The 23,208-nt window shown below is 66.6% G+C and carries 23 protein-coding genes and 1 other RNA gene; 4 read left to right on the forward strand and 20 right to left on the reverse strand.

What is annotated here, in order from left to right; translation table 11 throughout:
- Positions 1 to 54 precede the first annotated feature (54 nt).
- Together ABIN76_RS10520 and ABIN76_RS10525 are read left to right on the forward strand one after the other, a co-directional pair.
- Positions 55 to 426 (forward strand): hypothetical protein, encoded by a 372-nt coding sequence (locus tag ABIN76_RS10520; RefSeq protein ID WP_346959666.1) that lies wholly within the window; start codon positions 55 to 57, stop codon positions 424 to 426.
- 49 nt (positions 427 to 475) lie between these two features.
- A complete protein-coding gene (locus tag ABIN76_RS10525; RefSeq protein ID WP_268760372.1) occupies positions 476 to 610 on the forward strand; it encodes a hypothetical protein in 135 nt (44 codons plus the stop codon).
- A gap of 121 nt (positions 611 to 731) precedes the next feature.
- On the opposite strand, the gene ssrA is transcribed toward ABIN76_RS10525, so the two are convergent.
- The 14 genes from ssrA to galE all read right to left on the reverse strand — a co-directional run bounded on the left by ssrA (position 732) and on the right by galE (position 12,161).
- Positions 732 to 1,100, reverse strand: a transfer-messenger RNA (tmRNA) gene (gene ssrA, locus ABIN76_RS10530).
- 131 nt (positions 1,101 to 1,231) lie between these two features.
- Positions 1,232 to 1,702: an SsrA-binding protein SmpB gene (gene smpB / locus ABIN76_RS10535; protein ID WP_175321881.1), complete on the reverse strand. Its 471-nt coding sequence runs from the start codon at positions 1,700 to 1,702 to the stop codon at positions 1,232 to 1,234.
- 39 nt (positions 1,703 to 1,741) lie between these two features.
- Positions 1,742 to 3,148, reverse strand: a complete 1,407-nt coding sequence (locus ABIN76_RS10540; protein WP_346959667.1) for a peptidoglycan DD-metalloendopeptidase family protein — start codon at positions 3,146 to 3,148, stop codon at positions 1,742 to 1,744.
- 25 nt (positions 3,149 to 3,173) lie between these two features.
- Positions 3,174 to 4,088 carry a permease-like cell division protein FtsX gene (gene ftsX / locus ABIN76_RS10545; protein WP_346959668.1) on the reverse strand — a complete coding sequence of 305 codons (915 nt, stop codon included), beginning with the start codon at positions 4,086 to 4,088 and terminating at the stop codon, positions 3,174 to 3,176.
- Complete coding sequence (ftsE, locus tag ABIN76_RS10550) at positions 4,085 to 4,882, reverse strand: cell division ATP-binding protein FtsE (protein ID WP_346959669.1); 798 nt, start codon at positions 4,880 to 4,882, stop codon at positions 4,085 to 4,087. Before ftsE ends, ftsX begins: the two co-directional genes overlap by 4 nt.
- Before the next feature lie 170 nt (positions 4,883 to 5,052).
- Positions 5,053 to 6,168, reverse strand: coding sequence for a peptide chain release factor 2 (gene prfB / locus ABIN76_RS10555; protein ID WP_346959670.1), 1,116 nt, complete (start codon positions 6,166 to 6,168; stop codon positions 5,053 to 5,055).
- A gap of 99 nt (positions 6,169 to 6,267) precedes the next feature.
- Positions 6,268 to 6,678: a pilus assembly protein TadG-related protein gene (locus ABIN76_RS10560; protein WP_346959671.1), complete on the reverse strand. Its 411-nt coding sequence runs from the start codon at positions 6,676 to 6,678 to the stop codon at positions 6,268 to 6,270.
- Positions 6,679 to 6,734: 56 nt separating this feature from the next.
- The gene (locus tag ABIN76_RS10565; RefSeq protein ID WP_346959672.1) at positions 6,735 to 7,199 is read right to left on the reverse strand and encodes a hypothetical protein; all 465 of its coding nucleotides are present in this window, start codon (positions 7,197 to 7,199) and stop codon (positions 6,735 to 6,737) included.
- Entirely contained in the window at positions 7,180 to 7,524 is a 345-nt protein-coding gene (locus tag ABIN76_RS10570) for a TadE family protein (RefSeq protein ID WP_346959728.1), read from the reverse strand. Before ABIN76_RS10570 ends, ABIN76_RS10565 begins: the two co-directional genes overlap by 20 nt.
- A gap of 90 nt (positions 7,525 to 7,614) precedes the next feature.
- Positions 7,615 to 7,875, reverse strand: coding sequence for a hypothetical protein (locus ABIN76_RS10575; RefSeq protein ID WP_346959673.1), 261 nt, complete (start codon positions 7,873 to 7,875; stop codon positions 7,615 to 7,617).
- Positions 7,876 to 7,950: 75 nt separating this feature from the next.
- Positions 7,951 to 8,880 carry a type II secretion system F family protein gene (locus ABIN76_RS10580; RefSeq protein ID WP_346959674.1) on the reverse strand — a complete coding sequence of 310 codons (930 nt, stop codon included), beginning with the start codon at positions 8,878 to 8,880 and terminating at the stop codon, positions 7,951 to 7,953.
- 8 nt (positions 8,881 to 8,888) lie between these two features.
- Positions 8,889 to 9,743 (reverse strand): type II secretion system F family protein, encoded by an 855-nt coding sequence (locus ABIN76_RS10585; RefSeq protein ID WP_346959675.1) that lies wholly within the window; start codon positions 9,741 to 9,743, stop codon positions 8,889 to 8,891.
- On the reverse strand, positions 9,743 to 10,966 hold the full coding sequence (locus ABIN76_RS10590) for an ATPase, T2SS/T4P/T4SS family (protein WP_346959676.1): 1,224 nt from the start codon (positions 10,964 to 10,966) through the stop codon (positions 9,743 to 9,745). Before ABIN76_RS10590 ends, ABIN76_RS10585 begins: the two co-directional genes overlap by 1 nt.
- 151 nt (positions 10,967 to 11,117) lie before the next feature.
- Complete coding sequence (galE, locus tag ABIN76_RS10595; RefSeq protein WP_346959677.1) at positions 11,118 to 12,161, reverse strand: UDP-glucose 4-epimerase GalE; 1,044 nt, start codon at positions 12,159 to 12,161, stop codon at positions 11,118 to 11,120.
- 236 nt (positions 12,162 to 12,397) lie between these two features.
- Between galE and ABIN76_RS10600 the strand changes: the two genes are divergently transcribed.
- Positions 12,398 to 15,094, forward strand: coding sequence for a GH25 family lysozyme (locus tag ABIN76_RS10600; RefSeq protein WP_346959678.1), 2,697 nt, complete (start codon positions 12,398 to 12,400; stop codon positions 15,092 to 15,094).
- Positions 15,095 to 15,137: 43 nt separating this feature from the next.
- Here ABIN76_RS10600 and ABIN76_RS10605 read toward each other — a convergent pair whose 3' ends face one another.
- The 6 genes from ABIN76_RS10605 to ABIN76_RS10630 all read right to left on the reverse strand — a co-directional run bounded on the left by ABIN76_RS10605 (position 15,138) and on the right by ABIN76_RS10630 (position 21,208).
- A complete protein-coding gene (locus tag ABIN76_RS10605; RefSeq protein ID WP_346959679.1) occupies positions 15,138 to 16,283 on the reverse strand; it encodes a glycosyltransferase family 1 protein in 1,146 nt (381 codons plus the stop codon).
- A 1,009-nt stretch (positions 16,284 to 17,292) separates the two neighbouring features.
- Positions 17,293 to 17,691: a DUF2304 domain-containing protein gene (locus ABIN76_RS10610; RefSeq protein ID WP_346959680.1), complete on the reverse strand. Its 399-nt coding sequence runs from the start codon at positions 17,689 to 17,691 to the stop codon at positions 17,293 to 17,295.
- Positions 17,692 to 17,695: 4 nt separating this feature from the next.
- A complete protein-coding gene (locus tag ABIN76_RS10615) occupies positions 17,696 to 18,361 on the reverse strand; it encodes a glycosyltransferase family 2 protein (protein ID WP_346959681.1) in 666 nt (221 codons plus the stop codon).
- Between the two features lie 41 nt (positions 18,362 to 18,402).
- Positions 18,403 to 18,897: a hypothetical protein gene (locus ABIN76_RS10620; protein ID WP_346959682.1), complete on the reverse strand. Its 495-nt coding sequence runs from the start codon at positions 18,895 to 18,897 to the stop codon at positions 18,403 to 18,405.
- Positions 18,894 to 20,243, reverse strand: coding sequence for a glycosyltransferase (locus tag ABIN76_RS10625; RefSeq protein WP_346959683.1), 1,350 nt, complete (start codon positions 20,241 to 20,243; stop codon positions 18,894 to 18,896). Before ABIN76_RS10625 ends, ABIN76_RS10620 begins: the two co-directional genes overlap by 4 nt.
- The gene (locus tag ABIN76_RS10630; RefSeq protein ID WP_346959684.1) at positions 20,240 to 21,208 is read right to left on the reverse strand and encodes a hypothetical protein; all 969 of its coding nucleotides are present in this window, start codon (positions 21,206 to 21,208) and stop codon (positions 20,240 to 20,242) included. Before ABIN76_RS10630 ends, ABIN76_RS10625 begins: the two co-directional genes overlap by 4 nt.
- A 135-nt stretch (positions 21,209 to 21,343) precedes the next feature.
- Between ABIN76_RS10630 and ABIN76_RS10635 the strand changes: the two genes are divergently transcribed.
- The gene (locus ABIN76_RS10635) at positions 21,344 to 23,203 is read left to right on the forward strand and encodes an ABC transporter ATP-binding protein (RefSeq protein WP_346959685.1); all 1,860 of its coding nucleotides are present in this window, start codon (positions 21,344 to 21,346) and stop codon (positions 23,201 to 23,203) included.
- The last annotated feature ends 5 nt before the right edge of the window (positions 23,204 to 23,208 follow it).

Consider the following 23,208-nt stretch of genomic DNA (forward strand, 5'->3'; position numbering starts at 1 on the left):
AGCACCGGGCGCCTGCGGATCGGCCGGGGTGCCCGGATCCCGTAAAGTTGAGGGATGGTTACACGACGCGAAGCTGCCCAGATCCTTGATATTCCGCTGGAAATGGCACACCGTCACGGCCTTCCGTCCCGCCTGACCGACGCCGAGCTGGGCGAACTGCTGGACGCTCCGCCGGCCTGGCTCGTTCAGTCGAAAGCGAACCGGACCGGCAAACGCCCGGTCTGGGTCCAGCTGACCTGCGCTGTCTGCGGATTCTCCGAGGCGGCCCGGCCAAAGAAGTGGTGGCCGGAGTTCAGCCACGTCTGCTGCGCCCACCACGCCCCGTACGAGCTGCCCGCCCTCGGCGCCGGGGAAGTCCGCAGCGAGTACGAGGGAGTCGGGAGCCGCTTCATCGGCATCGTGGACGTCGCGGTACCCGAGGCGTAGCCTTAAAAGCACGGGCTCATCCCGGGCCCCCACCTTTAGGGAGCGCGCAATGCCTGACAAGTCGCCGCACCGGCACCTGAGTAAGAAGCCGGTCAAAACCATCAAGGAAAAACGGGCCGAAAAGAAGGCCAAGCACATCGTGGACGAGCACACCGATCCGGTGGCGCACATTAAGAAGCGCTGACTGCCGCCCGCACCAGAGAGCCCCGCACCACAGAACATGGGCGGGCACAACAAAAAGGCCGGAAGCTGATGCTTCCGGCCTTTTGCTACGGGGTGGAGCTTTCCGTTGCCGGGGCTCCCGTGAGTGGAGATGGGGGGAATTGAACCCCCGTCCGATGTCGTGTTGTCAGGGCTTCTCCGGGCGCAGTTTGCGTCGGATTTTCTCGGCCCCAGCCATCCTGCAAACAGGTGGCTGATCCGGGCCCAGTCATCAAAGAGTCCCGTTCACCCCGATGACGGAGGTAAACAGCAGTGGCTATCTAAATGACGCCAGGATCCGGGGCAATAGCAACCTCGGGCTGACGGACTGTCTTACTGCTTAGGCAGCGAGAGCGAAGTCAGTGCGTTTTGATTCGGCACTTATTGGTTTGCAGACAGCGTTTACGAGATAATTCTGCATCCTCGGCCCGCTTCACCTGTCGCGACTAACATCGTCGAAACCGATCATCCCCGTATTTTTTTATCAAACCGATCAGGTTCCCCGCCGATCCGCCTTCGCGGGTTCAGCCGGTTCCTTCCCGGACTACCAATCATAACGCAAGGCCCACCGGATTCATTCCCGCGGGTTCCGGCGCGGCCTCACCTAGCGCCGGTTCCGCTCGCGCATGACACGCAGGGCCTCGCGCTTATCCTGCTGCTCGCGCAGCGTCTGGCGCTTGTCGTATTCCTTCTTGCCGCGCGCGACGCCGATCTCCACCTTCGCGCGGCCGTCGACGAAGTACAGCTGCAGCGGCACGATCGTGAAACCGGATTCGCGGATCTTGTGCGAGATCTTGGTCAGCTCCTCGCGGTGCAGGAGCAGTTTGCGACGGCGGCGGGCGGCGTGGTTGGTCCAGCTCCCCTGGTGGTACTCGGGGATGTGGATGCCCTCCATCCACAACTCGTCGTTATAGAAGGTGCAGAAGCCGTCAACCATCGAGGCATGGCCCTCGCGGAGGGACTTCACTTCGGTGCCCATAAGCGCGATGCCCGCCTCATAGGTATCCATGATGTGGTAGTCGTGCCGGGCCTTGCGGTTGGTGGCCACTACCTTCCGGCCACTTTCTTTGGGCACGGTAAAACTCCTTAGTCGATGGATCGGGTCTATTCCAGTTTAGAGCAGGCCCATCGGGTCGACTGCCTGGCCGTTGACCCAGGTCTCGAAGTGCGAGTGGCAGCCGGTGGAGTTGCCGGTGGTTCCGGAGTAGGCGATCAGCTGCCCCTGGCTGACCTGCTGGCCTGACGAGACCACCACGGAGGAGTTGTGGTAGAAGATCGTAGTCAGCGAGTTGCCCTGCACCACGCCGTGCGAGATCTTCACGTGGTTGCCGCCGCCGTCGTTCCCCCACCCCGCCGAGAAGACGGTGCCGGCGGCCGGGGCGTAGACCGGGGTGCCGCAGGCGGCGCCGAAGTCGATGCCGGTGTGCATGTAGCCGCCCTGGCCGTAGAAGTCGATGGTGCCCGGCGGCGTCGCACGCCAGCCGAAGCCCGAGGTGATCGGGACGCCGTTGAACGGGCTGCGCAGGCCGAAGGCCGATACCGGCCCGGGCGGCGCCGGGACGTAAGGCGCCGGTCGGGGCGCAATCTGGCCCTGGGCCCGGGCTGCCGCGGCGGCCGCGGCGGCGCGGGCCGCCGCGATCCGGCGTTGCTCGGCTTCCCATGCCTCGCGCAGTTTCCGGTCGCGTTCGACGATTTCGGCTGCGACGGCGTCCTGCCGGGACTTGACCTGAGCGAGCTGGGTCTGGATGGCTGGCTTGGCTGCCTGCAGCTGGCTGTTAAGCCGGGTGGTGTCGGCGATCAGCTTGTCCACCGTGGCCTTTTTGGCCGCCGCCTCGTCGCGTGCTGCCTGTTCGCGGACCAGCGCGGCGTCGGCCTTGGCCTTGAGGTCCGCGATTTCGGCCTCCACGGCCTGCAGGCGCGCCTGGGAGTTGACGTTCGTTGCGTTCTGCTGGCTCAACTTGTCCATCGCGGAGTTCTGGCTGCGCAGCGCCTGGTCCGCCAGGTCGATGGTGTCGGTCAGGCTGCCGTTGTTCGAGCCGAAGAAGAGCGAGAGGTTGGAGGGTACGCCGCCGGACTTGTAGGCCTGGGTGGCGATCTGCCCGATCAGCTTGCGGGTGTCGGTCATCTTCTTCTGGTCATTCGCCAGCTGCTGGGTGATTTTGGCCTTGTTCTGCTGGGCCAGGTCCACCCGGGCGGCGAGGGCTTCGACCTCCTTGACCGCACCGGCCACACGGCCCTGGGCGTCAAGCAGCGCCTGCTGGGCGCCGGGCAGCTGGCCCTGGTAGATCACCAGGTCGCCGGCGGCCTTGGCGATGCGTGCGTCCACGAACTCCAGCGAATGCTGGACCCGCTCGGCCTCGGCCCGCAGGGCAGCCTGCTGGTCCTCAAGGGTGTCGGCAAACGCCACCGGGGTCGAGGCGCCCAGGTTGGCGGCCAGGACCAGCACCACGGCGGCGCTGACCAGGCGGCCGCGGCGGAGGGCACGGCGGGCCGGATCGGCGCGTCGGAGCATCGGTTTCATGAGCGTTCCTCTTCGTTGCGCAAAGCTAGACCCGCAGGTAGCGGCGGAGGGTCAGGAGAGATGAGGTGCCGGCCAGCAGCACACCAAGGCCTACCAGGGCCGGTGCCAGGAGCAGCGTCTGGGCCGGGGAAATGAAGGCCGTGTCCGGATACTGCTTGGACAGGACCCCGCCCAGGAAGAAGTGGGCGACGGCCCACAGCGTGCCGGAAGCCAGGGCCGCGCCAATCACGGCCGCGATGACGCCCTCCAGGATGAAGGGCAGCTGGATCACCATCTTGGACGCGCCCACCAGGCGCATGATCCCGGTTTCGCGGCGGCGGCTGAAGGCGGAGAGCCGGATGGTGGTGGCAATGAGCAGGATGGCGCAGACAATCATCACACCGGCCACACTGACCGCCACCAGGGAGGCGGCGTTCATTGCGGAGAAGAGCCGTTCCAGCAGCTGCCGCTGGTCGATGACGGATTCCACGCCGGCCTGGGAGGAGAAGTTCTCGCTGATGACCTCGTATTTTTCCGGGTCCTTCAGGTTGATCCGGAAGGAGGCCGGAAGCTGGTCCGGGGTGACAGAGTCGACGATCGGCGAGTTGGAGAACTGTTCCTTGAAGTGCTTGTACGCCTCGTCCTTGGATTCGAACTGGAAATCGTTGACGTACTGGGCCACGGACGGGGACTGCAGCAGTTTGCGCAGGTTGGCCTGCTGCTCCGGCGTCGCCGGGCCGGTGGCGCAGCCGGGCGCCGTCGAACCGTCGCTGCAGAGGAAGACGGCGACCTGGACCTTGTCGTACCAGTAGCCCTTCATCTGGTTGATCTGCAGCTGCAGCATGCCGGCGGCGCCCACAAAGGTCAGGGACACGAAGGTCACCAGGATGACGGACACCACCATGGACAGGTTGCGGCGCAGGCCGCTGCCGATCTCGGCCAGGATAAAAGCGAGCCTCACAGTGCGCCCTCCCCGGCGGGCTGGGCTTGGCCGCGGCCGGCTGCCTCAGCAGCCGACGGCCCGCGGCCGCTGGCATCCCGCAACCGGCGGGACTGCCCCACCACCGGGATCATCGAGGTGTACAGGGCCTTGGCCTCGTCACGGATGATGACGCCGTTGCGCAGTTCCACCACGCGTTTACGCATTTCATTGACGATGTCGTCGTCGTGGGTGGCCATCACCACGGTGGTGCCGTTCTGGTTGATTTTGTCCAGGACGCCCATGATGCCCATGGACGTGGTCGGGTCCAGGTTGCCGGTGGGCTCGTCGGCCAGCAGGATGCCGGGACGGTTGACAACGGCGCGGGCGATCGCCACGCGCTGCTGCTCGCCGCCGGAGAGCTCGTGCGGCAGCCGGTTTTCCTTGCCCTCCAGGCCCACGGTCTTGAGGACTTCGGGCACAGTTTCGCGGATGACGCTGCGGCTCCGGCCGATGACCTGCATGGCGAAGGCGACGTTGGCAAACACGGTTTTCTGCGGCAGCAGGCGGAAGTCCTGGAAGACGACGCCGATCCCGCGACGCAGCCGCGGTACCCGCCAGCTGGAAATTTTGGCGACGTTCTGGCCGGCGACGTAGACGGCGCCCGAGGAGGCACGGTCTTCCTTCAGCACCAGGCGCAGGAAGGTCGATTTGCCGGAGCCGGAGGCCCCCACAAGGAAGGCGAACTCGCCGCGGTCGATCTCAAGGTTGATCGAGTCCAGCGCCGGCCGCGCTTTCTGGTCGTAGACCTTGGTGACATTTTCGAAACGGATCATGACCCTAAGTACCCTGCAGGAGCCGGGCATCTTTCAGACCAGTTCTGCCGCCGGGGCGCGGGCTTTCTTTTGGGGGAAGTAGGGCACCGGCCCCTCGACTATACGCACGGGTAACCGCGCAGCAGCCGGAGCGCGGGGGTGTGTCGCGGGATTCGGCCCTTGCTACAGGCTTACTTCTCGGCGTTGCGGTTGTCAGTCCGCCAGCGGATGCCGGCGTCGATGAAGTCGTCGATCTCGCCGTCGAACACCGCGGAGGTGTTGCCTACCTCATGTTCGGTGCGGAGGTCCTTGACCATCTGGTACGGGTTCAGCACGTAGGAACGCATCTGGTCGCCCCAGGAGGCCTTCACGTCGCCGGCGAATGCCTTCTTCTCCGCGTCTTCCTGCTCCTTCTTGAGCAGCAGCAGGCGGGACTGCAGCACGCGCAGGGCGGCCGCACGGTTTTGCAGCTGCGACTTCTCGTTCTGCATGGACACCACGGTGCCGGTGGGGATGTGGGTCAGGCGCACGGCGGAGTCCGTGGTGTTGACCGACTGGCCGCCCGGGCCGGAGGAGCGGAAGACGTCGACGCGGATTTCGTTGTCCGGGATGTCGATCGAGTCGGTCTGCTCGATCAGCGGAATGACCTCGACGGCGGCGAAGGAGGTCTGGCGGCGGCCCTGGTTGTCGAAGGGGCTGATCCGGACCAGCCGGTGGGTGCCGGCCTCGACGCTAAGCGTGCCGAAGGCGTAGGGCGCCTTAACTTCGAAGGTGGCGGACTTCAGCCCGGCCTCTTCGGCGTAGGAGGTGTCCATGATGGTGGTCGGGTAGCCGTGGCGTTCGGCCCAGCGCAGGTACATCCGCAGCAGCATCTCGGCGAAGTCCGCGGCGTCCACACCGCCGGCGCCGGCCCGGATGGTGACGACGGCTTCACGCTCGTCGAACTCACCGGAGAGCAGCGTAACGACTTCGAGGTCCTTCAGCGCCTTGCGGATCGACTCGAGTTCCGCGGCGGCCTCCCCCATCGACGCGGCGTCGTCCTCATCCTGGCCGAGCTCCACGAGGACTTCGAGGTCGTCGATCCGGGCCGCGAGCTTGTTCAGCCGCTCCAGCTCCGACTGCTTGTGCGAGAGCTTGGAGGTGATGACCTGGGCGGCCGCGGGGTCGTCCCAGAGGTTCGGCTCGCCGGCGCGCTCGCTCAGTTCGGCGATGTCTTCCTTCAGCGCCTCGACATTCGAAACGTTCTCGATCGAGGCGTAGGTGGCGCGCAGCGCGCGGATTTCTGCGGGAAAATCAATGTTTGCCATGGTTTTTCAAGCCTACGCTATCCGCCATGGACGCTCCCGCCCGGTGACTGTCCCCTGTCCTGGCCGGGGTCTGTCCGGGTTGCCCGGGCGGGGGGCCGGTCAGCGCGTCAGGCGGGACCGCGCCGTCGACGTCGCCTCGATCCGGATGCCATCCGGAACCAGGAAGTTGACCACCGGCGGGTGGACGGCGGCGCTGAGCGCCACGACGGCGGTAGCGCCGTCCGGGCTGCCCGTTGCCGGGCCGACGGCAAGTCCGCTGAACCGCGCGAACGCTCCGTTGCGGTTCAGATAGTCCACGGCGGTGCTGCGCACCCGGCCGGCGCTGAGGATGGCGGTGGGGCTTCCGGAGGCGCTTTGCAGCTGCCCCAGGGTGAAGCTGTCCGCTGCTGCGACGGAGGCGCCGTCCGCGAGGGACAGCAGTTTCTTGTGTTCCAGGTAGACGCTGGACGCGGCCGCGACGACGGTGGCCACCAGCAGGGCGAGCAACACGTAGCCGATAATCAGGACCATCAGCTGGCCGTCCTGACCGTCTTGGCGTCCCGCCGGCCGGACGGGCGGGCGGAGGGTCACCGGAACCGCCCGACAATCTGGGTGGCCGAAGCACTGAGGTGGCCGGCGTCGAGGCGCAGGGCGTCACTGAAGGGCACGAACGGCAGCGGCACCGTCAGCCGGACGGTGGCGGTGACGGCGGAGCCGGCAGCCGTGCAGTCGGCCGGGACGCAGCTGGTTTCGAGGCTGGCGTTGTCCGCCGCCTGGCCGTAGTCGGCGAGCGCCAGCTGCACGGCCTGCTCGGCGGCGGCGCGGCCGCCCGCCGCGTCCGGCTGCGCCACAAAGACCTTCGCTGCCTGCTCCGCCGCGCCGACCACCGCGAAGGAGCCGCCCTGCAGCTGCCCGATCGTGATGATGAAGTACACCACCGGCACCATCAGCAGCAGGGACAGGAAGGTGAATTCGACGACGGCGCTCCCCCGCTCGGCGTCGTCGTGGCTACCCGGCCCGGCGCCGTCGCCGCTACGGCTGAATCGCGGCATGCCCCTTCACCTCCAGCAGATCGCGGGGTCCGATCAGGCCGATGACCGGCAGCGGGGCGCGGACGGTGACCTCCAGCGTGCGGATGCCCGCGTAGGTGGTCTCCCCGGCGCTGACGTCCCGGGCGAAGTCCGGAGTGAGGGCCACCCCGATCAGCTGCGTGGTGCGGTCGGTGGCGTCCGCGGCGTTGCGGTCGGCCAGGGTGCCGTAGCGGGCACCGGAGGCTGCCGCGTCGACCAGCGTGTTCCGGACGTGCAACACCAGGGCGAGCTGGATGATGGCTAGAAAGAACACCGTGAGCAGGCTGCCGACGAGGACGAAGTCCACCACGGCGGAACCGCGTTCCCGGCCGGTTTGAGGCGCTCCGTCCTCCCCGTCCCGGCCGGCGCGCCCGCGCCTGCCGGCCGTCTCCACCGCCTACTGCCCGACTTTTTGCATGGCCTGGTTGAAGAGCCCCTCCAGCGCCGGGCCTGCGAGCGCCAGCAGGGCGGCGACCAGGACGGCCGACATCAGGGTGATCATCACCCAGCCCGGAACGTCACCGCGTTCGCTGCCGCCCCGGCTCCCGCGCGGCCGCCGGGCCAGCGTGCCCGGCTGCGTGCCCCCTGCTGTGCGACCCCATAACAGCATCCCCGCCAGCCGGACCAGTAACAACGTGCGGATACCGATAGTCTTCACTGTTTCCCCTTCGTCCAATGTTGCACTTCCTGCTCGTGAATAATGCGGATACTTCCTCTGCCTTGTTCTGCCCACTCAGAGCCCCAGGCTGATGGCCGCCAGCCCCGGGAACACGGCGAACACCACTGTCAGCGGCAAGACCCCGAAGACGAGGGGCACCATCATGCCTATTTCTTTCTTGCCGGCTGACTCCATCAGTTCCCGCTTCGCGGTGTCCCGCACGTCCTGGGCCTGGGCACGCAGGACCTCCGCGAGCGGCGTGCCGCGTTCCACCGCCACGATCAGCCCATCGACGAACCGGACCAGCGGGCCCAGCTCCGTCCGGGATGAAAACTCCTGCAGGGCCTCAGCCAACGGCTTGCCGGCCCGGGTATCGGCCAGCACCCGGGCAAACTCCTTCGACAGCTCCCCCTGCGTCCTGCGGCCGACGCGGTCCAGGGCACCGGTGGCGCTCTCCCCCGCGCTGACTGCCAGGGCCATCAGCTCGGCCACGCTCGGGAACTCCGCCATCATCCGGGCCTCCCGTTTCCTGACCTGTGCCCCCAGCGCGTAATCCCGGCACAGGAAGCCGGCCAGTCCCGCGCCCAGCACGATCAGCACGGCGAACAGCGGATTAAAGCGCCCGGCGGCTCCTCCGAGCAACACGATCCCCGCGGCTGCCGCAAAGCCGCCGGCCGCCCACAGCAGCTGCTCCGCACGGAAATCCACCGCGGATTTGCTGCTGCCGGCACGGGCAAGGCGGCGGGTGAGCGCCGTCGAGCCCGGGTTGAGTCTGCCCAGCTTCCTGACCCCGTCGCGGACCACCGGCCGCAGGATCCGTTCAAGCGGCCCGAAGGGCGTGACGTTCCCGGGCGCCGTGTGCAGGAGCCGCGATTCCAGGCTGTGGGACTTGAGCTGCGGCGCGATGCGGTCCGCGAAGCTGACCGGCCGCAGGAACGGCAGCCGCACCAGCATCAGCCACAGGCCGCCGCCCAGGACTGCGCCACAGACCACGGCGCTTGCCATCAGCCCGTTCACCGGAGCACCCGCTCGTCCTGCGGCAGGGCACCGATGCGCAGCATCATGGCATACGAGAACATCGAGACCAGCAGCCCACCGATCAGTACCGCTGCGCCCACGGGCGAGTTGTAGGCCGCCACTGCTTCCGGCCGGCTGGCCATCAGCACCAACACAATCCAGGGCGCGGCCACGGCGAGCCGGGCTGCATTGACGGTCCAGGATTGCCTGGCCTCCAGCTCGCTACTGGTCCGGGCATTCTCCCGCAGGAACTCGGCCAGCGTGCCCAGCAGCCGGCCGAGGTCCGATCCGCCCACCTCCCGGGTCAACCGGAGCGCCTCGATGATCCGGTCAGCAACCGGATCGGCGAGCCGTTCCTTCAACCGTCCCAGGGCGGGATCAAACTGACCGCCCGCCCGGTAGTCCGCACCGAAGTCGCGGAACAGCGGCCGAAGCTCCGACGGACCCTTCTCGCCGAGCTGGATCAGCGCCTCCGGCAACGACAAGCCCGCGCGGATGGCGGAGCGGAGGTGATCGACGACGTCGGGCCACAGCTCCCGGAGCATGGCTGTGCGCTTCCGGGCGCGCCATTTGACCACACCCAGCGGCAGCCAGCCGCCGAACAGGCCGAAGCAGCCGGAGATTGGCCAGGACCTGGTGCCCGCGTAGAACACGAGGGTAACGGAGGCGCCGACGCCGGCGCACGTCGCGACCAGGCCCAGCCGGCTGACTTTTTCAATGCCGGCGGCGCGCAGGAGGTCTTCCAGCCGGCTGGCCCGCGGCCGGCGTTTGGCCGTCTGCGGCTGTTCCCAGGCCGACCACCAGATCAGCAACAGTCCGGTGCCGCCGAGCACCCCCAGCAGCGGCGCCATCAGCGCTGCTCCAGAAGCGCCGCGACGTCGTACCCGGAGCGGGCGAACTTCTCCGCCGCCGGCATGGAATTGGCCTGCGCGTGGAGCTGCCCGTCGTGCAGGTCGAACACCATGGACGACTCGATGATGCCGTTTTCCACCCTGCGTCCCAGCGAGAGGATTTCCGTGACCTGCCGCCGGCCGCCGGGCTGCCGGCTGCAGTGGACCACCAGGTCGATGCAGGACGCGACGGTGGGGACGACGAAAGCGCTGGAAATGTTGTCCCCGGCCAGCAACGGCAGCGTGCAGATCTTGGTGACCGCGTCGTGGGCCGAGTTGGCATGGATCGTGCACATTCCCGGAAGGCCTGAATTTAAGGCAATCAGCATGTCCAGGCTTTCGGCTTCGCGGACCTCGCCGACCACGAGCCGGTCCGGCCTCATCCGCAGGGCTTCCTTGACGAGCCGCCGCATGGGGATCTCGCCCTCCCCCTCCAGGTTCGGCTGCCGGCACTGGAGTCCCACCACGTCGCGCAGCGGGAACTGGAGTTCGAAGATTTCCTCCACCGTGACCACCCGCTCCCGGGTGCCGATGCTGGCGGCCAGGCAGTTGAGCATGGTGGTTTTGCCGGCCTGGGTGGCCCCGGAGACCAGGATGTTGAGCCCGCTTGCGACGGCGGCCCCCAGGAAGCGGGCCGCCTGCGGCGTCAGGGTGCCCAGTTCCACCAGGTGTTCGAGCCGGCTGGCCTTGACCACGAACTTGCGGATATTGACCGCCCAGTGCCGCCGCGTCACATCCGGGATCACCACGTGCAGTCGCGAACCGTCCGGGAGGGCAGCATCCACAAACGGCGAGGAAATATCCAGCCGCCGTCCGGAGCTCTTGAGCATGCGTTCGACCAGGTTGCGGACCTGCTGGTCGGTCAGGGCGATCGAGGTCAGCTCGGATTCGCCGTTGCGGGCCACGAAGATTTCGTCCGGGGCGTTGAGCCAGATCTCTTCGATGGCCGGGTCGTCGAGCAAGGGCTGCAGCGCGCCGAAACCAGCCACTGCGTCGAAGACGAATCTGCGGGCCTGCTCCAGCGGACCGATCGGCGGGAGCGGCGCCAGCAGCGCACGCTCGTCGTAGTCGCTGATCGCTTCCTCCACCAGGCGGCGGACTTCACCGCTCTGCCGCAGCGGGTCCAGCCCGCGGCGACGGATCAACTCACGGACTTCGCCTTCGACGATGCGCACGGCTTCCACGGTGCCCCCAACATGGCCGCTACCCATCCCCCTGGGGCAGTCCAACTGGGGTTAAAACTAGAGGAGGTGCGGCAATCAGACAAGAGCCCGGCCGGCAGCTGTGGATAAGTGCCCGGCGGCCCCGCCCTGGAACGGGCGGCCGCCGGGGACGCTAATCCGCGGCCACTCCGGCGGTCTCAGCGACCGCGGCGTAACCCTGCGGATTCCTGCTCTGCCAGCGCCAGTGGTCCTCGCACATCTGCGCCAGGTTCCGGTGCGCGGACCAGCCCAGGTCGGCGAGCGCGGCGGAGGGATCGGCGTAGCTGACGGCGGCGTCGCCCGGGCGGCGGGGGGCGAATTCGTAGGGCACCGGGTGTCCGGCCGCCTTGCCGAACGCCTCGATGACTTCCAGCACGGAGGAGCCGCGGCCGGTGCCAAGGTTCCAGCGGTACACGCCCACCCTGTTGCCCAGGTAGCCCAGCGCGGCCAGGTGCCCGGCGGCGAGGTCCATCACGTGGATGTAGTCGCGCACCCCGGTGCCGTCCGGCGTCGGGTAGTCGTTGCCGAAGACCATGACCTTTTCGCGCCGCCCCACGGCCACCTGGGCCACGAACGGCAGCAGGTTGTTGGGGATGCCGCTGGGGTCCTCGCCGATCAGGCCGGATTCGTGCGCGCCCACCGGGTTGAAGTAGCGCAGCAGCGCGATGCTCCAGCGCGGGTCCGCGGCACCCAGGTCGGAGAGGATGTCCTCGATCTGTTCCTTGGTGCGGCCGTACGGGTTGGTGGCATCCAGCGGCGCCTTTTCGATCAGCGGGACCTCCTCCGAGGCGCCGTACACGGTGGCGGAGGAGCTGAAGACCAGGCGGCGTACCCCGGCGGCGTCCATGCTGTGCAGCAGGTTGAGGGTGCCCACCACATTGTTCTGGTAGTACATCAGGGGCTTCTCGACGGATTCCCCTACGGCTTTGAGCCCGGCGAAGTGGATGACGGCCTCAAAGCCGCCCTCGGCGAAGACGGCGTCGACGGCGGGGGCGTCCAGCAGGTCGACCTCCCGGAAGTCCACGCTTTTGCCCGTGAGCTGCTCCACACGGCGCAGGGACTCCGCGTTGGAGTTCATCAGGTTGTCGAGGACAACCACCTCGTGCCCCTCCTCGAGGAGCGAGAGCGTCGTGTGGGATCCGATGTAGCCGGCGCCGCCGGTAACCAATACCTTCATGGGTTCCAGTCTAAGTTGCCCCGCGGCGGCCGAGACGCGACGGGCCGCACAACGGAATGGTCACAAGTAACAGGACTAACACTGGCAACTCTGGTTTCACCGGGAACCCGGTGCTAACGTGGCCGCGTCAAGACCCAACCGAATTGACTTAACGGTGCCCGAATATGCGGACGACCGGTCATCGCGAACCAGATGGCGTGCTGTGCACAGCACGCCATCGCTCCGGAGAGACGCCCATGAAACCGAACCCGGCAAGACGACGCACTCCGTTTGTCAAACCCCTCGCTGCCGGCCTTGCCGCCGCTGCACTCTCGCTGGCCGCACTCCCGGTGCCGGCGAACGCCACGACGCCGGCCCCCGCGCCGTCCCCAGCCGCGAGCGTCACGGGGACGGTGGCCGAGCCGGCGCCGGCCACGGCAACGGCGACCCCGACGGCGGTGCCGGCGACAGCGAGCCCGACGCCGACGGCCTCCCCAACGGCGACGGCGGCTCCGGTGCCCACTGCGCCATCGACCGCCACCACTTTCCGCGAGGCCATGGCGGCGGCGGCGGGACCGGGCGGCGCCGAGATGGGCCAGAGCAGCAAGGGATCGCACGCGGCGCAGGCCGAATCGTCTCCGGCCACCGAGGGTACCTGGTCGCCGTCGTTCGGCGTCAAGGGTCTGGACGTCAGTTACTACCAGTCGGGGGTCAGCTGGCAGACGCAGTGGAATCTGGGCGCACGCTTCGCCTATGTAAAGGCCACCGAAGGCAACTACTACACCAGCCCTTCCTTCGCCGCGCAGTACCAGGGCGCCCGGCAGGTGGGAATGATCCGGGGCGCCTACCACTTCGCCAACCCGCTGGCCTCCTCCGGTGCGGACCAGGCCAGGATCTTTGTCCAGAACGGCGGAGGCTGGAGCGCCGACGGCTACACCCTTCCTCCCGTGCTGGACTTTGAGGCCAACCCCTACGCCGGGCAAACGATCGACGGTTTCTACCAGGGCAACAGCTGCTACGACCGGTCACCCAGCCAGCTGGCCAGCTGGGTGCGGGATTTTGGGAACACCATGAAGTCGCTGACCGGGCGGCTTCCGATGATCTACACCAACACCTCATGGTGGAAGCAGTGCACCGCCGACGCGGCAGGCTTCGGCGACTACCCGCTGTGGACCGCCTACTGGCCCAGCTCGGCCAGCAACTACGCCGGCCCGCTGCCCGCCAGCTGGAGCGCCTTCTCCTTCTGGCAGTACAGCGAGTCCGGCCCCTTCGCAGGCGACTCCAACGTCTGGAACGGCGACTACGAGGGGCTGCGGCGCTTCGCTTTCAACTCGGGGCCCAGCCTGAACACCGGCGTGGACGACTTCAACGGCGACGGACTGAATGACCTGCTGAGCATCCGCGCCGACGGTGCCCTGTGGTTTTACCCCGGCAACGGGCGCGGCGCCTTCGCGAGCCCGGTCCGGATCGGCACCGGCTGGAAGGTCTACATCCGCATCATCGGGGTCGGAGATTTCAACGGCGACCGCAGGAACGACTTCGTCGCGATCAGGCCCGACGGCTCAATGTGGTTCTACGCGGGAACCGGCAGCGTGGGTTCCGGCAACCAGGGTTATGCTCCCGCCGTCAAGATCGGCAGTCCCGACTGGGGCACCTTCAGCCAGATCACCGGCGCCAGGGACTTCAACGGGGACGGGAAAAGCGACCTGATCGCATCCCGCAAGGACGGGACCCTCTGGTTCTTTGCCGGCACCGGAACCGTATCCTCGACCCAAAGCGGTTACGCGGCCGCCCGGAAAATCGGCTCATCCGGCTGGAATGTGTTCACAAACATCGTCGGGGTGCGGAACTTCGGCGGCAAACCGAGCAACGACCTGGTCGCCACCAAAGCCGACGGCAGCTTGTGGTTCTACGACGGAACAGGCACCGTTTCGACAACGAACGAAGGCTATGCCCCGGGCACCCGCATCGGCACCTCGGGCTGGAACGATGTCCTTGACCTGCTCGGTACCGGGGACCTCGACGGCGACAGCAAGGCGGACCTGCTGACCCGGCGGCGTGACAATTCGTTGCTGCTCTATGCCGGGACGGGCATGAACGAAGCCGGCTACAAACCCGCCGTCAACATCGGCAAATCGAGCTGGAACAATTTCACCATCGTGGAGTCCGTCCAGGACTTCAACGGCGACGGCCGTCCCGACCTCCTGGCCGTGGCCAAGAACGGCGCCCTCTGGTTCTACGCCTCCACCGGCGACAACGGCTACGCGACGGGCCGCCAGATTGGCTCCGGCTGGCAGATCTATACCAAGCTGGTCGGCACCGGCGACATCAACGGCGACGGCAAGAGCGACCTCCTGGCCGTACGGCCCGACGGGACCCTCTGGTTCTACGCGGGAACAGGCGACCTGTCGGCCGGCCGTGAAGGGTACTCCCCCGCCCGGAAAGTGGGCTCGGGCTGGAACGTGTACAGCAGGCTCGTCGCCACACATGACCTGGACGGAGACGGCAGGAACGACCTGGCCGGCATCCGCCCGGACGGTTCCCTCTGGTTCTACCACGGCACCGGCCGCGTCTCCTCGACCGACGAGGGATACGCACCGGCGGTTAAGATCGGCCGGTCCGGGTGGTCCGGCTTCCACTCCGTTGCCGGCGTCCAGGACTTCGACGGAGACGGGCTCAACGACCTCGCCGGTATCCGCCCGGATGGAACCCTGTGGTTTTACGCGGGCACGGGCACGGTTTCGGCGGCCAGCCCGGGCTACCATGCCGGAGTGAAAATCGGCACGTCAGGCTGGAACGCCTACAGCATCCTGCTGGGCGCGGGAAACCTCAACGGCGACCGCCTGCCGGACCTGGCCGCTGTCAACCAGAACGGCACCCTGTGGTTCTATGCCGGGGCGCCCAAGCGCAACAGCGGGTACAAGGCCGCGACGTCGGCGGGCTGGCTGCCCTAGGAAGCCTTGGGGCAGCCAGCCCGCCCCGGCCCGGGGCCGCGGCTCAGGAAGCTGCGGACTCGGCGGCCGGCAGCAAGGCGCGGATCGCAGCTTCCCAGATCTTGAGCTGCGACTCGGCTGCCAGCGGCTCGGCGGCGCGGTCGGCCGCCCGCTTCCATTCCATGATCTGGCCGCGGTCCAGCGACTGGATCGTCGCGGCCAGGGCGTCCGGGGAGAAGTCCGGAGTGACGGTGCCAAAACCGTACTGCTTGACTATTTCCACCATCGAAGGCGAGGGCCCCACAATCACTCCCAGACGGGCCTGGACCGCTTCGAAGAACTTGTTGGGCAGAGAGTTCTCCAAATTGAAGGTCGTCGGGGGAAGAAAGACCAACGAGACGTCATAGTGCCTCGAGGTTTCCACAAGCTCGGTGTACGGCACGGGATCGCGGAACTTTACCGAAGGTACGTCAGCGGCAGTCTGTTTCAATTCTGCAATATAGTCCGGCTCATTCGGCATGACGAAAATATCCAGTTCAACCCCTGGCGGCGCGCTGCGCATCGCTTCAATGAGATTCTCCAGCTTGCGATAGCGCTGGCCAGCACCGTTGTGTATGAGCTTGATGGTCTCGCCGACGGGCTGCGGCGTCCCCTCCGTGAAAGGCGCTGCGTTGGTAACCACCTGCGCAGCCACTCCATAGTCCTTGGTGTACTGCGCCGCAATCCGGGGAGCCACCGTGGTAATTGAGCGCGCCCGGGGCAGGTATGTTCGGCAGAGCCACCGCATGTAGGGTGCAACAAACAGGCGCCACTTCAGGTCCGCCTCTTTTTCCTTCGGCGCAAACTCATGCAGATCAGAGTGGACGCCGTATTTCGGCTCCAGTTCCAAGGCCAGCGGCAGGGTGTTCAGATCGTTGGCGAGTACGACGTCCAGTGGGACACCGGTGAGCAACTTTCGAGCCTGCTGGACAGCCGGTATTTGGCCGTAGGCGCGCTTATAGCGGCGACCCAACAGTCCGATCTTGTCAGAGGGCCAGCCGACCGCATCCGGAGTCAAGGCGAAGTGTTCATCCACGCCATCGGGCGCGGCCCCGTAGCCGCAGGTGATGAGGTGATACTTGCCGCTGAACAGGCCCACCTGCTTGAGCACACGCGGATCTGACCGGATCGGTGAAAAGGAAACGATAAGCATTCGGGGCAAGGCAGTCATGTTTCCATCATTCCAGACGGCGGGCAGCCCCCACACGCCTGCCCGGACCCGGAGGCGGGGCGGAGGTGAAGTCCGGCCGCTAGAAAATGCTCCGCAGGGAAACGAATGCGGGAGGCGGGGACGGCGAGGGGAAAACTGGCCACCAGGGTGGCGGCGTAGCCCGCGAGGCCCACTGCGAACGTCTTGCCGTCATAAACCGCCGGAACGTTCAACCGAATGACCTCGAAGACCAGCAGATGAACTAGGAACACACCGAAAGATGCCCCGGAGGGGCGACCAGCATCCGCCCGGCCGAGGCAGCAGGCCTGATCCGGCCGAACAGCGACCTGCCCGACAGGAAGACCGCCACGGGCAGCGTCATCACGGTCAGTGAGAGGTAGCTAACCGGCGACACCACGTTCAGCACCCTGACCTGTCCCCGGTGTCCGTACTGCCAAAGCAGGAGCGCGGCCAAACCGGCTGCGACGCCAATGGCGGCGGCAAGAGACCGTCCGCTCAGCCTAACGTCCCTGAGGGCTCGGCCGGCCACGAAGTCACCAACGTACGGCAGCCAATGCGGCAAGATGTTGCGCCTGATCCGCCAGGGAAGCCCAGCGACGCGGTGATTTCCAAGGCCATAAACGCCAGCGCGGTAGCGGCCAGCAGGACGCCCGACAGGTCCGGCGCGCGCCGCTGACCGCCGTCCTGCAGGAACTGCCCCACGACCAGCGCCGGTAGCAACCAGACCGCCCGCTTGCGGTTAAACGCCCGTGCCGCCGGCACCCGGGTTGGCCTTGCCAGCAGTAATCTCCGCAAATCATCACGAAAACCTGGACCACCCAGACAAAGGGGATGTCGGGGGAGGTCGCATCCACTAGTTACGGGACTGCGGGACAGAACGGCCGACAACGTATCCGAAGAGGTGGATTGCAACGACACCCCAGATGCTGAGGATTCTCAGGATGTCCAGCGAGTAGTCCCGGGCCGGGGCTTCCGCCCCGCGGACCGCGGGGGCGCGTCCCCAGACGCGTCACTCGGTCTCCCGCATCCGTTCCGAGAACACGGCCGAGGAGGCCTGCGGCGCTTCGTTGAGCCACGGCCGGGGGGTCTCGTCAATGGCAATCCGGCGGGAAAGCTGGGTGAGCGTAGTTTCCATGTGCCGGAAGCGCTGGTAGGTGGTGGCCATAAAGACCATGAAGCTGACGACCAGTCCGTAAAGGACAAGGTCCGTCCCGCGGCCAATGCCCAGGAAGCGGGCGAGCATGGTCAGCAGCTCCGGGAAGAAGATCGAGAGCGCGGCCACCACCGCGAAAATGACCAGCATGATCCGGCGGATAGCCAGGTGCCGGGCATTTGAACCGCCCCGCATGAGCGCCAGCGAGACGACGATGACGGCTAGGACGAGGACTATTTGGACTATGATCTGCAATTTCTCACCTAAACAGAAGGTCAGCGAGGATGTTGACGGAGTTCAGCAAAGACTGGCCTTTTGCCTTTGAGTAATCGGTGTAGATGATCTCAACCGGGTGCTCCACCCAGCGGGGCTTGATCTCGGACACCTGGTGGATCAGCTCCGAGGCATGCGCCATCCGGTTCTGGGTGAGATGAATCTTGCGGGCGACATCCGGCCCGATGGCGCGCAGTCCGTTGTGCGCGTCGGTCAGCGCCATCCCGGTTGCCAGCCGGGACTGGACCGCAGCGGTCCGCAGCACGAGCCGCTTGGCCGGGGACAGTTTGGTCCGGCCGTCCAGGAAGCGTGAGCCCAGAACCAGATCGGCTTCGCCCGAGCGTACGCGTTCGGCCATGGCTTTGGCGTCCTCAACCCGGTGCTGGCCGTCGGCGTCGAACGTTACGATGCAGTCAAGGTCCGGGTCCTGGAGTGCATACTCGAATCCCGTTTGAAGGGCAGCGCCCTGGCCCAGGTTGACCGGGTGCTGGACGACGACCGCGCCGGCGCGCCTGGCCACGTCCTGCGACCCGTCGCTGCTTCCGTCGTCGACGCATACGACGTTCGGAAACTCTTGGCGGATTCCGTCGATCACCCCGCCAACGACGGAGGCCTCGTTGTACATCGGTATGACTATCCAAGTGCGACTCACCCGTCAAGTATTCCATAGTCGGCACGGCCGGGCTGGGCGGTTCAGCGTTCCGCCTTCCCGCGCAGTGCATGCATCATGGCGATCGGACCGTGCACGAGCGGGGCGGCGGTGCGGCGCCTCAGCTGCCAGACGGTTCGGTTGGCGGAGACGTCGGCAGCAACGACCACATCGGCGGTGAGCAGCGCCGCCTGCAGCTCTGGCCGGGCGGCCACGGACCTCGCGAGCTGACGGGATTCGCGGTTGTCCCGGACCAGCCGTCCCGCAATGCCGAGCGGACCGCCTTTGCCGGCGACGGCGGCGATGACTCCGTCGAGGCGTCCGGGCGCGGCCGGCGGGAGGGCGACGACGTCCAGCCCGGCGGCCGGCGACACCGGCGTAGAGCCGGGACCGGCCACCACCAGGGCTTCGCCGCTCAGCCGGGTGCCCGTCGCAGCCACGGCGTCCTCGGCCCGGCGCCACAGGTCATTCAGCGTCGCCTGGGGGTTGGGGCTGCGGCCGACGACGATGCCGAGGCGGAGCGTTCCGGTTGATTTCATGGCTTGGGGCTCCTCTGGACTTCGGCGACGGGTTGCTGGAGCGGGTGGCCCACCAGCCGGCGCAAATCGGAAATGACCGGCGCCAGGATGGCGCTCCGCGCGAACTGCTGGCCGTATTCCCAAGCCGCCTGCCAGGCGGCGCTGTCCGGATGCGCCAGGGCATCGGCGCAGGCCTGCAGGGCAGCGGCGATGCTCTCGGGGGTAAGGTCTTTGGCCGGAAACCACAACGGATAGTCTTTGAGTTGATATGTGGCTGCAATGCCGAGATCGTGGACTGACACTATGGGCAACCCGGTCGCCAGGTACTCCGCAGTCTTTCCCCCGGTGACGTACTTTCCGCTGGGCAATAGGAGGACCAGTGCGTCAAGCCTGTTGTAGAACTTAGCCACGTCTCGTTTTGAAATAGGGCCCAAATGGCGCAGTCCAAATGCTTCCACATCTGCGAATGCTCGCAGCACCTCGGCAGAGGCCGCGCCGGATGAACTCATCTTTCCTCGAAACACTGCGTGCAGCTTGCCCGATGAGCCTTCCCCGGTGGATGCCTGGCGCCATCCGTCGAGAAATTCTTGCGTTGGCATCCGTTCGTAGAGCAGGGTTCCCAGGTATCCAAACGTTGGGGTGGTGGTCTGTCGTGGGGGCGGCTGTCCATGGCCAGGTTGTGGATCAAACCCGTTTTCGACGACTCGCATTTTGTCAGCAGCATCCGGATACCGGCGAGCGTATTCGTCTCGGATCGGTCCATTAACGAACCAGACCTGCGCCGCGTTGCACAGGTATTCGGCCTCAAAACGTCCCTGCTTCGAATCCGGCGTGTATTTCGAGGCTTCCGAGAATGTGTTAAACGCCCAGGCATCACGATAGTCCATGATGTAAGGTACGCCCTCTAGGCACCGGGCAACGCCGAACGAAACATAAGGACCCGCCGACGCCATAACTAGGTCGACCGGCTTTTCAGCGTGGATGCTCCGGGCCGCCGCGCTGGCAGGCGCCAGCCACGCGCCATGGAAGTCTTCCGGGAAGTCTTTCCGTCCCCGACGGCGGGCAACTTCCTTCCACAGGTAGGGCGCCTCGATCCGCAGCCGGGAGAACCGGCGGAGGTCCCCGCGGGCAGGTTCCTCGGAGCCGCCGTCGTCCACCTGGACGACGCGGATCCGCGGGTCCACTGAGTCCGCGAGCTTCTGGTCCACCCCGGAGATTTCGGACCAGATGTTCCGGTCCAGCGTCAGCACCGTAACGTCCCAACCGTCCTCGGCGAAGGCGTTGGCCACCGCCGTGCAGCGGTAGACGGACGAGGCAGTGCTAGGCGGAAAGGCGAACGCTATATACAGCAGGTGCGGCTTACTCATGCGGACCTGCCCAGCACCTTGGCGTAGCCGGCTTCCAGAGCCGGAAGCAAGCCGGCAGCCCCGTGCGACAGGCGTACATATTCCGGTCCCTGCAGCTTTTCAGAAACCGTCACCGGATCGGCCAAGGCCTCGCGCACCGCCTGGCCGACGTCGGCGCGGTTAACACTGATCGTGGCCAGATCCGCGCTGTAGCCCTCCACCTGGTCGGCGAAAACTGTCGGTACCCCGATGCCGATGGCCTGCAGCTCGCTCACGGCCAGGATCCCGGCGACCTGGCCCACAGCGACATGGGCCTGGGCGATTTCCGCCAGGAACTGCTTCTTCGGCATCTTGGGCAGGAGCCGGATCCCTAGTTCGGCCGCTTCCGCCGCCCGGTCACCCCAGTCCAGGCCCACGATGTCCGCGCCGCCCGGGCCGCCGGCAGCGGCGACCACGTCGGCCGCGGTTTGCAGCAGCGCGTCCCCTCCCTTGGAGGCGTCCCAACGGGAAGGGAAGATGACCCTCGGCCGGGTCGCGGGGGCCCATGCCGGCAGCTCATCCAGGTCCACGGGAACCGGCAGGTACTCCGCGTCCGGACGGGCGCGTTCGGCCTTCTCGCGCAGGTCCGGGGTGGTGTACCAAACGTGGCCGGCGCGGTCGATGTCCTCCTTCATAGCCGCGTGGTGCTGGTCCTGCCAGTAGTTTTCGCGGATGTCGGTGCCGTGCAGGGTCAGGGCATAAGGTCGGGCCAGCGCGCCACGCGCCCAGACCGCACGCCCGCCCATGTTCACATGCCACATGCTGGTTCCCGGGTACGCCAGAAGCTGTTCCGCCCGGAAGCGGTAATAGGCCGCTTTCCCCCCGCCGCGGGTCCAGGGACCTTGGATGAGTCGCCACGGCAGGCCCTGATGGCGGCCCTCGGCCACCAGCGTTTTCCCGACGTCGGCGCAGTCGAACAGTTGAGTGACTCGGATCTTCTGACTCATGGTGCCCATCTTCTCATTTCGGCAGGGAGCGAATGCCCGCGGCCCAGACGGCGGACCGGATAGCTAAGCAGGGCCCGGCCCGGCACCCCGCGTAGTATGGAAAGGATTCTTCCCCCCGCCGTCCTGGAGTAGTCCTTGAAACACCTTCGCCGCACGATGCGCGAGTTGCTGCCTCTTTTACCCGCCAACGCCAGACGGTTCCTGCTGCTTTTCGGCGTGCTCTCGGCGGTGCTCTCACTCCTTGATGCGACGGCGCTGGGCGTCTTTGCGCTGGTCCTGAACCAGATCCTCAAGGGCGGCGCGATGACCCTGCCGGTCCTCGGCGCAGTCACCCAGGAGTTCAGCCTGCTAATCCTGGTTTCCTCGGCACTAGTTATGATCCTGAAGTCCGTGCTCAATATCTGGCTTCAGTGGGTATCCACCCGCAAGTTCGCCGACTATGAACTGGAGATAGGCTCCATTCTGTTCCAGAGCTACATCCGGGCACCGTGGACGGAGCGGATGAAGCGGTCCACCACCGAGCTGGTCCGGATGATCGACGTCGGCATCGCCAACACCGTATCGGGAGTGCTCTTCCCGGCTGTGACGCTCCCGGCCCAGGCACTGACGTTCGCGTCGGTGTTGGTGGTGCTGGTCGCCGCGTCCTGGCAAACGGCTCTGGTGACGGTCATCTACCTCGGCATCATCGCCGCGTTCCTCTACCTGTGGCTATCTAAGAAGTCGTATGAGGCCGGACGGGTGAACCGCGACGCCGCGATGCGCATGTCCACCTTGGTCGCCGAAATGCTCGCTGCCCTGAAGGAAATCACGCTCCGCGACAAGGCTGAGGAAGTGGGCAACATCGTCCTGCACAGCCGGGAACGCGCTGCCCGGTCACGGTCGAATATCCGGTTCATAAGCGCGGTCCCCAAGTTTGTCATTGACATGGCGCTAATCGGCGGTTTCCTGCTTATCGGGGCGGTGGGGTACGCGATCGGCGGCATGGAGACGGCAATGTCCTCGGTGGCGATCTTCGGCCTGGCGGGCTTCAAGCTCGTCCCGGCACTCACCACGGTCCAGGCCCAGCTGACACTGGTCCAGTCAACACTGCCCTACACCGAGACGGTGATGCGCGACATCAAGGACGCCGCGATCTTCCGGGAGAACGCCGAAAAGCTCGGCAAGACCCCGATCACCAGCGAGCCGAAGATGCTTGAGCTGAAGGATGTCGAGTTCACCTACCCGGGGGCCGAGGGCCCGGCCGTCACCAATATCAACCTCCGGCTGCCCATCGGCTCTTCCGTCGGCATCGTCGGGCAGTCCGGGGCCGGCAAATCGACCCTGATCGACATCTTCCTCGGCCTGCTGACTCCCTCGAAGGGCACCATGACCCTCGACGGTGTGCCGCTTGAGCTGGTGCTCTCGGACTGGCGCAAGCGGGTGGGTTATGTGCCCCAGGACGTGGCGATCTTCGACGGCTCAGTCGCGCAGAATGTGGCCCTGAGCTGGGGCGGGGACATCGACGAGGAAAAAGTGCGGACCGCGCTGGAACGCGCCCAACTGCTGGACACCATCGATGCCCGCGCCGGCGGCGTGCACGGCAGGGTGGGCGAACGGGGCCTGGCTCTGTCGGGCGGGCAGCGCCAGCGCCTGGGAATCGCCCGCGCCTTGTACATGGACCCCCTGGTGCTGGTGCTCGACGAAGCCACCAGTGCGCTGGACACGTCCACGGAAGCCGCGGTGGCGAACGCCATCAGTGAACTGCACGGTGAGATCACGGTCATTTCCGTCGCGCACCGTCTCTCCACGATCCGGAACAACGACCAGATCTGCTTCATGAAGGAGGGCAGCGTCGTCTCGCAGGGGACGTTCGACGAGGTCATCCGCCTCAATCCGGACTTCGCCCAGCAGGCCGCCCTCGCGGGCCTGTACACCCCGGACGCCGCAGGCGCCGACGGTTCAGGCCCTGGCGGCTTCGACGCCGCGCGGCTGGCCGGCAGGAACGCGGCCTCCTGACGCCG

It is taken from the genome of uncultured Arthrobacter sp., from assembly GCF_964021775.1.
GTDB lineage: Bacteria > Actinomycetota > Actinomycetes > Actinomycetales > Micrococcaceae > Arthrobacter.